This window comes from Streptococcus pasteurianus, from assembly GCF_004843545.1.
GTDB lineage: Bacteria > Bacillota > Bacilli > Lactobacillales > Streptococcaceae > Streptococcus > Streptococcus pasteurianus.
This window is the reverse complement of the sequence record NZ_CP039457.1, coordinates 1,647,081-1,660,154: the sequence shown is the minus strand read 5'-3', so window position 1 is coordinate 1,660,154 and position 13,074 is coordinate 1,647,081. Positions and strand designations below refer to the sequence as shown.

15 protein-coding genes are annotated in these 13,074 nt (G+C 38.8%); 12 read left to right on the top strand and 3 right to left on the bottom strand.

Annotation, left to right across the window (positions count from 1 at the left end; translation table 11 throughout):
* Nucleotides 1-11 precede the first annotated feature (11 nt).
* Nucleotides 12-368 carry an arsenate reductase family protein gene (locus E8M05_RS08635; protein WP_003065982.1) on the top strand — a complete coding sequence of 119 codons (357 nt, stop codon included), beginning with the start codon at nt 12-14 and terminating at the stop codon, nt 366-368.
* A 136-nt stretch (nt 369-504) separates the two neighbouring features.
* Here the strand turns inward: E8M05_RS08635 and E8M05_RS08630 are convergent, their stop codons facing one another.
* Nucleotides 505-1,008 (bottom strand): LysR family transcriptional regulator substrate-binding protein, encoded by a 504-nt coding sequence (locus E8M05_RS08630; protein ID WP_003065980.1) that lies wholly within the window; start codon nt 1,006-1,008, stop codon nt 505-507.
* A 224-nt stretch (nt 1,009-1,232) separates the two neighbouring features.
* Here E8M05_RS08630 and E8M05_RS08620 point away from each other — a divergent pair, with 224 nt between their 5' ends.
* Nucleotides 1,233-1,376, top strand: coding sequence for a hypothetical protein (locus E8M05_RS08620; protein WP_003065978.1), 144 nt, complete (start codon nt 1,233-1,235; stop codon nt 1,374-1,376).
* 65 nt (nt 1,377-1,441) lie between these two features.
* Here the strand turns inward: E8M05_RS08620 and E8M05_RS08615 are convergent, their stop codons facing one another.
* Nucleotides 1,442-2,269, bottom strand: a complete 828-nt coding sequence (locus tag E8M05_RS08615; RefSeq protein ID WP_003065976.1) for an exodeoxyribonuclease III — start codon at nt 2,267-2,269, stop codon at nt 1,442-1,444.
* A gap of 211 nt (nt 2,270-2,480) precedes the next feature.
* Between E8M05_RS08615 and E8M05_RS08610 the strand changes: the two genes are divergently transcribed.
* The gene (locus E8M05_RS08610; RefSeq protein WP_003065975.1) at nt 2,481-2,759 is read left to right on the top strand and encodes an autorepressor SdpR family transcription factor; all 279 of its coding nucleotides are present in this window, start codon (nt 2,481-2,483) and stop codon (nt 2,757-2,759) included.
* On the top strand, nt 2,749-3,387 hold the full coding sequence (locus E8M05_RS08605; protein WP_003065973.1) for an SdpI family protein: 639 nt from the start codon (nt 2,749-2,751) through the stop codon (nt 3,385-3,387). Before E8M05_RS08610 ends, E8M05_RS08605 begins: the two co-directional genes overlap by 11 nt.
* Here E8M05_RS08605 and E8M05_RS08600 read toward each other — a convergent pair.
* A complete protein-coding gene (locus E8M05_RS08600) occupies nt 3,376-3,924 on the bottom strand; it encodes a TetR/AcrR family transcriptional regulator (RefSeq protein ID WP_013852164.1) in 549 nt (182 codons plus the stop codon). The genes E8M05_RS08605 and E8M05_RS08600 overlap by 12 nt on opposite strands.
* 126 nt (nt 3,925-4,050) lie before the next feature.
* Here E8M05_RS08600 and E8M05_RS08595 point away from each other — a divergent pair, with 126 nt between their 5' ends.
* The 8 genes from E8M05_RS08595 (at nt 4,051) to glmU (ending at nt 13,060) form a co-directional block, all read left to right on the top strand.
* The gene (locus tag E8M05_RS08595; protein WP_003065970.1) at nt 4,051-5,364 is read left to right on the top strand and encodes an MATE family efflux transporter; all 1,314 of its coding nucleotides are present in this window, start codon (nt 4,051-4,053) and stop codon (nt 5,362-5,364) included.
* Between the two features lie 118 nt (nt 5,365-5,482).
* Nucleotides 5,483-7,486 (top strand): methionine--tRNA ligase, encoded by a 2,004-nt coding sequence (gene metG / locus E8M05_RS08590; protein ID WP_003065968.1) that lies wholly within the window; start codon nt 5,483-5,485, stop codon nt 7,484-7,486.
* 196 nt (nt 7,487-7,682) lie between these two features.
* The gene (locus E8M05_RS08585) at nt 7,683-8,915 is read left to right on the top strand and encodes an aminoacyltransferase (RefSeq protein WP_003065967.1); all 1,233 of its coding nucleotides are present in this window, start codon (nt 7,683-7,685) and stop codon (nt 8,913-8,915) included.
* Between the two features lie 63 nt (nt 8,916-8,978).
* The gene (locus E8M05_RS08580) at nt 8,979-9,215 is read left to right on the top strand and encodes a DUF2829 domain-containing protein (protein WP_003065964.1); all 237 of its coding nucleotides are present in this window, start codon (nt 8,979-8,981) and stop codon (nt 9,213-9,215) included.
* Complete coding sequence (locus E8M05_RS08575) at nt 9,208-9,906, top strand: 3-oxoacyl-ACP reductase (RefSeq protein WP_003065962.1); 699 nt, start codon at nt 9,208-9,210, stop codon at nt 9,904-9,906. Before E8M05_RS08580 ends, E8M05_RS08575 begins: the two co-directional genes overlap by 8 nt.
* Nucleotides 9,907-10,104: 198 nt before the next feature.
* Nucleotides 10,105-10,548 (top strand): ASCH domain-containing protein, encoded by a 444-nt coding sequence (locus E8M05_RS08570; RefSeq protein WP_003065960.1) that lies wholly within the window; start codon nt 10,105-10,107, stop codon nt 10,546-10,548.
* Nucleotides 10,549-10,571: 23 nt separating this feature from the next.
* Complete coding sequence (locus E8M05_RS08565) at nt 10,572-11,534, top strand: Gfo/Idh/MocA family protein (RefSeq protein ID WP_003065958.1); 963 nt, start codon at nt 10,572-10,574, stop codon at nt 11,532-11,534.
* A gap of 143 nt (nt 11,535-11,677) precedes the next feature.
* A complete protein-coding gene (gene glmU / locus E8M05_RS08560) occupies nt 11,678-13,060 on the top strand; it encodes a bifunctional UDP-N-acetylglucosamine diphosphorylase/glucosamine-1-phosphate N-acetyltransferase GlmU (RefSeq protein ID WP_003065956.1) in 1,383 nt (460 codons plus the stop codon).
* Nucleotides 13,061-13,074 lie beyond the last annotated feature (14 nt).

Sequence of the window (13,074 nt, the reverse complement as noted above, 5' to 3'; positions counted from 1 at the left end):
AGGAGAAAGAAATGTTTACTTTTTATGAATATCCAAAATGTAGTACGTGTCGCCGTGCTAAGGCGGAATTGCAAGAATTAGGTGTTGATTTTGTAGCTGTCGATATTACAGTCGATACCCCAAAGGCAGAACAATTGGAAGAATGGATTGAAAATTCAACATATACTATCAAGAATTTTTTCAACACTAGCGGACAAGTCTACCGTGCCCTTGGTTTAAAAGATAAAATCGATAGTTTGTCAATTGATGAGGCAGCAAGCCTCTTGGCTTCAGATGGTATGCTCATCAAACGTCCAGTACTGGTTAAAGATAATCAAGTCTTACAACTTGGCCACCGCAAATCCTATGCAGAATTGCTAGAAAAATAAAATCAACCACTTTCGGTATAGAAAGTGGTTTTTTGTGGGAATTTTTACTCAATGAAAATTAGACTGGTGAGCCGATGTTGATAGATTATTTTTTCAAATTAAGCTAGTGAGGTCTGAATTTGATTTCCAACGAATGTTAATTATCTTGCAGGAGTTTGTTTAGTAATTTTTGAAAATCTTGGACAACTTCTCGGTGATTATCTTTTCGTTTGACGATAGAGCAAGCGATTCCTGATGTTTCTTCAAAGGGAATCCACATGAGATTTGGTGTATTGTCCTTTAAAAATCCTGGGACGAGGCAAACCCCACGACCAGATAAAATATTGGTAATGGTAGATGAGTGATTTGGGCTATCAAAGGTTTTTACTTGGGATTTAGAGATTACTTTTTCCTGAGCTTCTTTGAGTTCTTTGGGGCTGATTTGGCTGACCATTAAAGTTTGATTGTTGAGGTCAGTAGATTTAGCTGTTTTCAAAGTTGATAGGGGATGAGAATTTTCAACAACTAAGTAAATCGGGCTTTGGTATAAAAAAGTTGCTTCCAATTCTGTGATGTTTGGCAATGATGAAGTGATAGCCAGTGCTATGTCCAGTTGCCTGTTTAACAATTGTTCGAGAGCATCCGTAGCATTGAACTGCACATCAATAATTGATTATTTTTCCTACCTGAGATAATCATGGTGATTCCTAAAATGAGGAGGCTTGAAAAAACTCAGGAGCCTAGGATAATGGTAATGAGCCAGCTAAAGTAGGCATCGGCTGGACCACTGAATTGTCTTAGCATCATGGTTTGAAGGAAAAAGAGTGAAAAAGGGAAGAAGCAAAAGAAATGTTTTTATTTGCTTTGAGATAATTCGTTGGTATTATGACAGCAGTAGCGACTAATTCAGCTGCAACTTATGGTGTTAATGCTAATATCCACGGCATGAATGTCAGCTTCTTTGCCATGTCTTTATTTGCTTTGATATTATTGCTACTTGCTCTCAGCTGCCCTACAAGTGAAAAGTAAGAAGGCTTAATTTTTTTAATAAAAATAATCTCCTAAGCTAAAAAACTTAGGAGATTTTATGTGGGTTATAAATCAATTTCCAAGACAATTGGTGTGTGGTCTTGGCGTGCGCCTGAGTCAATCATTTCTGATTTTGTGATTTTGTCTGCGATACGACTTGATGTGAGCCAGTAGTCAATACGCCAGCCACTATTGTTGATTTTGCTTGTTTTGCTACGTTGCGCCCACCAACTATAAACATCAGGAATATCGCCATGGATGTAGCGGAAAGTGTCGGTAAAACCTTTTGCTAGTAAGTTGGTGAATCCTGCACGTTCTTCGTCGGTAAAGCCAGGAGAACGACGGTTTGAGCTTGGGTGTGCCAAGTCAATTTCTTTGTGAGCGACGTTGTAGTCACCTGTTGCCAAGACTGGTTTTACTTGGTCTAATTCTGTTAAGTAATCTGCATATTTTTCGTCCCAGATTTGACGTTCAGCCAAACGTTTTAAACCGTCACCAGCGTTTGGGGTGTAAACTTGTGTGACGAAAAATTTGTCAAATTCAAGGGTGATAATGCGCCCTTCACTATCCATGGTGTCAGGAGCACCGATTTCAGGATATGAAATGCTTGGTGTCAAGCTACTTTTGTAGAGAAACATGGTACCAGCATAGCCTTTTCTGGCAGGTTCAACAGATGAACGCCAAGAGACCTCGTATTCAGGAAAATAATCTTGCAAAATTTGCAAATGCTTTTTGGTCGGACCTTTGGCTGACAATTTTGTTTCTTGAATGGCAATGATGTCAGCATTTTCAGTAACCAAGGTATCAATAACAGCGCGAGACATAACAGCGCGTGCGGAATCGCTAGTCAAAGCAGCGTTGAGTGAATCAATATTCCACGAAATAAGTTTCATAACTAAGCTACCAGAACCTTGTAGGAAAACAAGATTCTCTTCTTTCTAAAAAAATCTAATCGTTACCCCCTATTTTAACAAAAAAAGAAATAGTACGCGACTTTGATGATTTGAAAGGTGGTTTTTTCTTACCATAAAATATGAAGAAAGTGTTATAATCTATTTAGAAAAATATCTAAATAGATTTTCTAAATAACGAAGGGAGGCAGCTATGGGATTTGCAGAGACTTTTAAAGCGTTATCACACCCAATTCGGCGAGAGATTCTGGAGTTATTAAAATCAGAACGCTTGCCAGCAGGTGATATTGCTGGACATTTTGACGTTGCAGGTGCGACAATTTCTCACCACCTTAATATTTTGAAAAAGGCTGGTTTGGTTGTTGAGAAACGTGAGAAAAATTTTATCTATTACGAATTAAGTACGTCAGTTTTAGAAGATATTATGACATGGTTAGCGGATTTAAAGGGGGAGTCAGGAAATGAAGATTAATAAAAAGAGTTTGGTTAAGACAAGTCTTGTCATTCTTTTACCAGTTCTTATCGGAATTTTATTGTGGAATCAATTGCCAAGTCAAATGGCGACACATTTTGATATTAGTGGAACTGCCGACGGTTATAATAGTAAAATTTTTGCCATCTTTGCTTTTCCGATACTTTTCTTACTTTTTCAATCGATTGTGCTAGTATCGTTAGAAAAGGATTCTGTTAAAGCTACCACGCCAGCTCGTATGGTAAAGATATATGCGTGGCTCATTCCTTTGTTTAGTTTAATTGTCCAGTTATCGATTTATGCGAATGCACTTGGAGTTATCAAAAGTAGTCCGGCACTTGTAACTGCTTTTCTGGGCAGCATCTTTATTTTTATTGGAAATTACCTTCCTAAAACACAACGAAATTATACGATTGGCATTCGTTTGCCATGGACACTTTCTGATGACCGCAATTGGTATAAAACGCACCGTTTTGCTAGTAAGATTTGGGTGCTGGGTGGCTTGCTTCTTTTATTTGATAGTTTTTTCCAACTTGCTTTGCCTTATGTTTTGGGTGGTGTTATTGGTGTAATGGTTATTGTGCCAGTGCTTTATTCGTTTGTGCTTAGTCGTCACTCAAGCAAGTAATTTCAGGTAATAATGTGTGATTTCAATAGCTTCGAGGTCTGGTTGGGCGTGTAGCCACCAGCTAAGCGTTGTTAAAAAAGTATCAATAATATATTGGTCCAACAGTTGGTCAGGTAACGCGTTTTCTTTAAAGTAAATGGGCTTAAGAATGGGAACCAAATATTTTTGAAGTTCTGCTTGTAGACTGCGACTAAAATAATCGTCTTCCAGCTGGTAAAGGGTTGTCACTTTATCAGCATTTTCTTTGAAGTGTTGGTAAAGGTGAGTTACCTGCTCTTCAAGGCTGCCTTTGTGTAAGGATTGGTTGGTTTGATGTTCAGCAAGCGAAGAAGTCACAAAAACGTGTTGAAAAAGCTGTTGACAGACAGCGATTAGCAAATCATCTTTGCTCGTAAAATGACTATAAAAGGTTGAACGACCAATATTAGCTTTCTGACATAATTCGCCAATGCGAATATCGTGAAATGATTTTTGAGCTAATAAATCAAAAAATGCGGTAAAAATGGCTTCCTGTGTCTTGACTTCCTGACGTGTCATGAGATTTCTCCTAAAATGGACATTTTTTCTTTTTTGTCTATTATTGAACATTATAATATTTTTGCGTATGGTTTTAAAGTTAAAAGTTTAAGATAATAGAGATAATTTAAAGAAAGAAGTAATCTTATGACAAATACATTACATAAATCCATTTTAAATCTTGCGATACCAGCAACGATTGAAAATATTTTACAGACCTTGGTGGGCTTTATTGATACCTTGATGATTGCAAAACTTGGCTTGACAGCGGTGACAGCAGTAGGTGTTTCTAATACAATTCTTAATGTTTACTTAGCGGTTTACATTGCCATTGGGGTTGGAAGTTCAGCACTGGTATCGCGAAATATTGGTGCGAAAAATAGCAAAGCTGCAAAGAGCGTTGCTGTTCAGTCGATTTATTTAGGACTCATTGTTAGTTTGGTTTTGGGACTGGTAGCGGTACTGTTTGGACATTATCTTTTACTTTGGATGGGGCTTGATGCAACAGAATTGGCAGCAGCCAAAACTTATTTTTACCTTGTTGGCGGATTGACGTGTTTTAATAGTTTGATGACTGTTTTAGCAAGTATTATTCGTGCAACTGGTGATACCAAGTCGCCGATGACGATTTCAGCTATCACAAATGTGACGAATGTCTGTGTTGATTATGTTTTGATTTTTGGGATTGGGTCGTTTGCTGGACTTGGAATATTGGGGACAGCGATTGGAACAGTAATTGCCAGAATCTTTGGAACGGTTTTGTTGTTTAAAAAATTACAATCTTCGGCACTAGCCTTGAAAAGAGAGGATTTAAAGTTTGGAAGTCGTGATAAGGAATTGATTTCCTTGACCATTCCGGCGACAGCAGAGCGTTTGGTCATGCGTTTGGGACAAGTGGTTTATATGAGCTTGATTGTTGCGATTAGTAGTAAAACATACGCCAGCCATAATATTGCAGGGTCAATTGAATCATTTGTTTACATGCCAGCTTATGGTTTAGCAACGGCAGCAGCTGTTTTGGTTGGTATGGCAAAGGGTGAAAAAGATTATCATAAAATTCGTCAAGTTGGTTTTTGGTCAACCCTTTATGGCGTTGTTATCTTAGGATTTTTCGGGCTATTTTTGTTTTTTGGTGGAGCTTATTTTGCCACTTTCTTTACCTCTGATAGCTCTGCGATTGCCCAAGTGGGCATTGCTTTAAAAATTGATGGTTTTATCCAACCTGTTTTGGCGATTAGTTTGATTTTAGCGGGAGCTCTTCAAGGAATGGGGGATACCAAAACGCCTCTTTACAGCACCGTTATTGGCATGTGGGGAATACGCGTGGTTGGTGTATTTCTCTTAGGACAATATCTTGGTTTAGGTATTGCAGGTGTTTGGTTATCGATTCTAATTGATTTAGCCATTCGAGCTATTTTTCTATCTTATCGCTTTAATAAAGTCACTAAAATCTTGGCGTGATTGCCAGGATTTTTTCGCATTGTTATGCGATTTTACCTATAATCAGCTATAAATTTATGTTATAATAAAGTGTTATCAATAAAGGAGTTTCATTAGCTCCTATTTGAAAGGAAAGAAAATGACTAGTAAACAACCATTTTATATTACAACACCTATTTATTATCCATCTGGTAAGCTTCACATTGGTTCAGCTTATACAACAATTGCTTGTGACGTTTTAGCACGTTACAAACGCATGATGAACCACGAGGTTTTTTATTTGACTGGTCTTGATGAACACGGTCAAAAAATTCAACAAAAAGCTGAAGAAGCAGGAATTACACCACAAGCTTATGTTGACGGTATGGCTGCTGACGTTAAAAAACTTTGGGAAATGCTTGATATTTCTTATGATAAATTCATTCGTACAACTGATGATTACCATGAAAAAGTCGTTGCTGATGTTTTTGAAAAATTGTTGGCACAAGATGATATTTATTTGGGTGAGTATTCTGGTTGGTACTCAGTATCAGATGAAGAATTTTTCACAGAAAGCCAATTAGAAGAAGTTTTCCGTGACGAAAATGGAAAAGTCATTGGCGGGATTGCACCTTCTGGACACGAAGTAGAATGGGTTTCAGAAGAATCATATTTCTTACGTCTTGGAAAATATGCTGACCGCTTGGTAGAATTTTTCCATGCATACCCTGATTTCATCCAACCTGATGGTCGTATGAACGAAATCATCAAGAACTTCATTGAACCAGGTCTTGAAGATTTGGCTGTCAGTCGTACATCATTTACATGGGGCGTTAAAGTGCCTTCAAATCCAAAACACGTTGTTTACGTGTGGATTGATGCGCTTCTTAACTACGCTACGGCACTTGGTTATGGTCAAGAAGAACACGCAAACTTTGATAAATTCTGGAACGAGGGAACAGTTTTCCATATGGTTGGTAAAGATATCCTACGTTTCCACTCAATTTACTGGCCAATTATGCTCATGATGTTAGATATGAAATTGCCTGACCGCTTGATTGCCCACGGTTGGTTTGTCATGAAAGACGGTAAAATGTCTAAATCTAAAGGTAATGTGGTTTACCCAGAAATGCTTGTCGAACGCTATGGACTTGACCCACTTCGTTATTACCTCATGCGCTCACTTCCAGTTGGTTCTGATGGAACATTTACGCCAGAAGATTACGTTGGACGTATCAATTATGAGTTGGCAAATGACCTTGGAAACCTTCTTAACCGCACGGTTGCCATGATTAATAAATATTTCGGTGGCGATGTTCCAGCCTACGTTGAAAATGTCACAGCATTTGATGCTGATTTGGCAGGTGTTGTCGAAGAAAAACTCGCTGAATACCATAAACAAATGAATGCTGTTGACTACCCACGCGCACTTGATGCGGTTTGGAACATTATTTCACGTACAAATAAATACATTGACGAAACAGCTCCTTGGGTTCTTGCAAAAGATGACGCTAAACGTGATGAACTGGCAGCAGTAATGGCTCACTTGGCAGCTAGTCTTCGTGTGGTGGCTCACCTTATTCAACCATTTATGATGACAACATCAAACGCTATTATGGAACAACTTGGTCTAGGAAGTGACTTTGACCTTGAAAATCTTACCCTTGCAGGCTTCCCAGAAGGTGTTAAAGTTGTTGCCGAAGGAACACCAATCTTCCCACGCCTTGACATGGAAGCTGAAATCGACTATATCAAAGCTAACATGGGTGGAGCAGCAGTTGCGACAGAAGAAAAAGAATGGAATCCAGCAGATGTTGAGCTAAAAAATGAAAAGAAAGCTATCAAATTTGATGACTTTGACAAAGTAGAAATCCGTGTTGCAGAAGTCAAAGAAGTATCAAAAGTTGAAGGTTCTGAAAAATTACTCAAATTCCGTCTTGATGCTGGCGACGGGGAGGACCGTCAAATCCTTTCAGGAATTGCAAAATTCTATCCAAATGAACAAGAACTCGTTGGTAAAAAATTGCAAATCGTTGCTAATCTGAAACCACGTAAAATGATGGGCTTGCTTAGTCAGGGAATGATTCTATCGGCTGAACATGATGGCAACTTGACTGTTTTAACCATTGACCCAAGCGTACCAAACGGTAGCCAAATTGGTTAATAGTTGTCACAAAAGATAATGAAAATACTCAGTACCTATAATGGTAACTGGGTATTTAACTTGTCTTTTTATGAAAAGAAATTCGCAAAAAATGAAAATAAATTTCAAAAATGACAATTAATTTTCATTTAAGTTTCCTTTGATAATTTTTAATGGCGAATTTTATTATGGTGAATTAGAATCGAGAAAAACAAACATGACTTTAAAAATCTTATCACGAGAAGATTATGAACAAGTGAGTGCCACATTTAAAGAACGTTCGTTTATGCAATCTGTTGAAATGGCGGATTTGCTTGAAAAACGTGGGTTTGACATTACTTTTCTAGGTTTGGAAGCAGATGGAGCTATCCAAGTGGCGGGTGTTTTGTACAGCATGCTGATGACAGGCGGACTTCACATGGAAATTAATTCGGGTCCTGCTTCGACAGATACGGCTTATCTGGCTGAATTTTACAGAGAATTACAAGCTTATGCCAAGGAAAATGGGGCGCTTGAACTGATTGTCAAGCCTTACGATACTTATCAAACATTTGATAGTCACGGTGAGCCAAATGACGACGAAAAGCCTGAACTGATTACGTGTCTGACAGAACTTGGCTATCACTTTGATGGTCTGCAAACTGGTTATCCTGGTGGCGAACCAGATTGGCATTATGTCAAAGATTTGACAGGATTGACACCTGAAACGCTGCGCAAGTCATTTAGCAAAAAAGGACGTCCGCTAGCTAACAAAACAAATTCTTTTGGTATTAAAGTGCGTCGTCTAGAGCGTGATGAACTCCACATTTTTAAAGAAATTACAGCATCAACTTCAGAACGTCGCGAATACGTTGATAAACCGTTAGATTATTATGAAGCTTTTTACGATAGTTTTGGTGATAAATGCGAATTTATGATTGCAACGATTAATTTCCAAGACTATCTTAAAAATCTTCAGTCTAGCCATGAAACGATTGCTTCTGAACTAGCTGTTTTAAATCAAAGAATTGCTGACGGTGTTAACTCAGCTAAGGTCAATAAACAAAAAGCGCAGTTGGATAAACAAATTGCAACCTTTGATGTTCGTATCAAGGAAGCCAAAGAGCTTATTGAGAAACATGGTTCAGAAGATGTGGTTTTGGCAGGTAGTCTCTTTATTTACACACCACAAGAAGCTGTTTACCTCTTTAGTGGCTCTTATACGGAATTTAACAAATTCTATGCGCCTGTCGCCCTTCAAGAACATGTGATGACAGAATCATTAAATCGTGGTATTCATTTTTATACTTTCCTTGGTATTCAAGGGATTTTCGACGGTAGTGATGGTGTTCTTCGTTTCAAACAAAACTTTAATGGCTATATTGTCCGCAAAATGGGAACATTCCGTTATTATCCACGTCCAATACTGCATAAAGTCATAGCTATAATCAAGAAAGTTCTAAGACGATAATTATAACGAGCTTACGAGCTCGTTTTTTGATATACTAGACTTAGTAAAATCAAGGAGAGAGAAATGACTTTTGAAGAAATTTTGCCTGGTTTAAAGGCTAAGAAAAAATATGTCCGCACAGGCTGGGGTGGCGCTGAAAATTACGTTCAGCTATTTGATACGCTTGAGCAAAATGGCGTGGCATTACCAGTAACACCGTATTTTCTCATCAACGTTTCAGGTGACGGTGAAGGCTTTTCCATGTGGTCGCCGACCCCATGTGACGTTCTAGCGACTGATTGGGTTGAAGTCCATGACTAAAGTTCTCATCACAGGCGTTAGTTCTGGCATTGGACTCGCACAAGCACGACTTTTTTTGAAACATGGCTGCGCGGTATATGGCGTTGACAAATCGCAAGCGCCTCAGATTCAAGATGACAACTTTCATTTCTTGCAGTTGGACTTGACGACGGATTTAGCTGCGCTGTACGATTCTGTTCAGGACGTGGATATCTTGTGTAACACCGCTGGAATTCTCGACGCTTACAAGCCTTTGCTTGAAGTATCAGACGACGAATTGGAACGTGTTTTTCAGACCAATTTCTTTGCGACAGTCAAAATTACACGCCACTACTTAGCCAAAATGGTGGAACGACAATCTGGTATCATCATCAACATGTGCTCAATTGCGTCATTTATCGCAGGTGGTGGCGGAGCAGCTTACACCGCTAGTAAACACGCTCTTGCAGGCTTCACGCGCCAGCTGGCACTTGACTATGCTAAGGATAAGATTCAAATTTTTGGTATCGCACCAGGTGCGGTTAAGACAGCCATGACAGCTAGCGATTTTGAACCAGGAGGATTAGCTGACTGGGTAGCCCAAGAAACACCAATCGGACGTTGGAGTAATCCCGAAGAAATCGCTGATTTGACAGAATTTTTAGCATCAGGCAAAGCAAGCTCCATGCAAGGCGAAATCATCAAAATCGACGGTGGCTGGAGTTTGAAGTAGTTATTGGTTATTTGCGAGCGTAGTAAATAGCATATTTAGAAACGAGATTTTAGCAACGGGTAGATAAACAATTCGGCATTGCTTCAAAGGTAGAACAATGAAAGGGAGGCTTCAAAATGAAGAGGAGAAAACCATAGTGGAAAATTCTGTCAAACGGATTGTAAGAAGAAGTAAGACAGAAAAGAATAGGAGATAACCATGAACGCACAAGAACTTTGGAACAAGTATAAGAAAATCAACCCATCAATCGGAGATGTCATTGACGCTTGGCAATTTGGGCTAGAAGCTGATTTGTTAGCGAAGCTAGTCCTTGAGGGCACAAAAACGGCGACGGCATCAGCTTATGACTTATATGCTGTTGATAATGACCCGCTACCTGAAGTTGGATTTTATGATGTGATTTTAGATAGCAAAGACCAAGCAGTTTGCATTATTCAGATTAAAAAAGTCTCTGTTGTACCTTTTAAGGAAGTCTCGGAGAAGCATGCTTTTAAAGAAGGTGAGGGTGATAAATCGCTTGCTTACTGGCGAGATGTTCACGAAGCATTTTTCAAACCCTATTTTAAAGAATGTGGGTTGACATTCACACCAGAAAGCTTAATCGTTTTAGAAGAATTTGAAGTGGTTTATCCCACAGTTTAGCAAGATACGATAGGAGGAAATTCATGAAATTAGCCATTTTAGGAACAGGAAAAATTGTTGACGAAGTGTTACCGGTTTTAAAAGAAATCAATGGCATTGAGTTAAGTGCTATTTTATCAACACCACGAAGTCTTGAAAAAGCACAAAAACTCGCTGAAATTTACGGCATTTCTCAAGCAAGTAGCGATTATGATAGCATTTTGGCAAATCCAGACGTTGACACCGTTTATGTGGCACTTCCAAACCACTTGCACTATGATTATGCTAAAAAAGCACTTCTTGCTGGGAAACACGTCATTTGTGAAAAGCCATTTACATTGACTTTAGCAGAATTTGAAGACTTGGCCAAAATAGCAGAGCAAAACAATCGTATTTTGTTAGAAGCTATTACCAATCAGTACCTTGGCAATTTTGCAGCTATTAAAGACAATCTGGCTAAGCTTGGTGATATTAAAATCGTTGAATGTAATTATTCACAGTATTCTTCACGTTACGACGCCTTCAAACGTGGCGAGATTGCGCCTGCCTTTGACCCAGCAAAAGGTGGCGGAGCACTGCGTGACCTTAATATTTACAACATTCATTTGGTAATTGGCTTATTTGGTAAACCTGAAAAAGTACAGTATTTGGCAAATATGGAACGTGGTGTGGATACCTCAGGTATCCTAATCATGGATTATGGTCACTTTAAAGCTGCTTGTATTGGTGCCAAAGATTGTGCAGCAGAGATTAAATCAACGATTCAAGGCAATAAAGGCTCAATTGCTATTATCGGCGCTACGAATACCTTGCCAGAATTAGCTTTAAGCTTGAATAATCAAAGCATGACAATGATTAATGAAAATACCCTAAATCACCGTATGCACGATGAATTTGTTGCTTTCCAAGCCATTATCGAGCAAGAGGACATGACGGCTACAAAATTGGCGCTTGAGCATAGTCGTGCCGTTATGGAAGTCTTGGATGCAGCCGTTAACAGCTTGTAATGGTTAGAATGTGCACCTTGATTGCCATAAAATTAAGCTCAAAATAAGTAAATGTGATATAATGGAGTAGCTTGTGTGAGAAAAATAAAGGAATGTAACCTTGTTTATCCCACAGAACTACTCTATTTTTTAAGGAATTAGTTATGTCAAATTATGCAATTATTTTAGCCGCTGGTAAGGGAACACGTATGAAATCTGACTTGCCAAAAGTCCTTCATAAAGTTTCTGGCATTACAATGTTAGAACACGTTTTTCGTGCCGTATCAGCTTTGAATCCAGAAAAAAATGTGACGGTTATTGGGCATAAAGCCGAAATGGTTCGTGAGGTTTTAGCTGACAAATCAGAATTTGTCATGCAAACAGAACAACTCGGAACTGGTCATGCGGTCATGATGGCAGAAAATGAATTGGCTGGTCTTGAAGGTCAGACCCTTGTTATCGCTGGTGATACACCGCTTATCACTGGAGAAAGCTTGAAAGAATTAATTGATTTTCATGTTAGCCACAAAAACGTTGCCACAATTTTAACAGCGACAGCCGAAAATCCATTTGGTTACGGCCGTATCATTCGTAATGAAAACGGCGAAGTGCTTAAAATCGTTGAACAAAAAGACGCTTCTGAATTTGAACGTCAAGTCAAAGAAATCAACACAGGAACTTATGTCTTTGACAATAAACGCCTTTTTGAAGCGCTTAAAAATATCAACACTAACAACGCCCAAGGGGAATATTATTTGACTGATGTTATTTCAATTTTCCGCAATAATGGTGAAAAAGTCGGAGCTTACGTGCTTCATGATTTTGATGAAAGTCTTGGTGTTAATGACCGTGTGGCACTTGCGACAGCAGAAGACATTATGCGCCGTCGTATCAACAAAAAACACATGGTCAACGGTGTGACTTTCCAAAACCCAGCAGCAACTTACATTGATGTTGACGTTGAGATTGCACCTGATGTGATGATTGAAGCCAACGTTACCCTCAAAGGAAATACTAAAGTTGGTTCAGGCTCTGTCTTGACAAATGGTACTTATCTTGTTGATGCAACAATTGGTGAAAATGTCGTTATCACAAGCTCAATGATTGAACAATCTGTTGTTAAAGATGGTGTAACCATTGGACCATTTGCTCATGTTCGCCCAGATTCAACACTTGAAAAAAATGTTCACATTGGTAACTTTGTTGAAGTAAAATCATCTATCGTTGGTGAAGATACTAAAGCAGGACATTTGACATACATTGGTAACGCGACCGTTGGAAGCGAAGTTAATTTTGGTGCTGGTACAATCATTGCCAACTATGATGGTCAACATAAATTTAAAACAACCATTGGCAACAATGTGTTTGTTGGAAGCAATTCAACAATCATTGCGCCAGTTACTTTGGGAGATAACGCTTTGACAGCAGCAGGTTCAACGATTTCTGATGATGTTGAAAAAGATGCTTTAGCGATTGGACGTGGTCGTCAAGTTAATAAAGCAGGCTATGCGCTTAACAAACCACACCACCCAAACAATAAAAAGTAAGCATATTTTAGGAG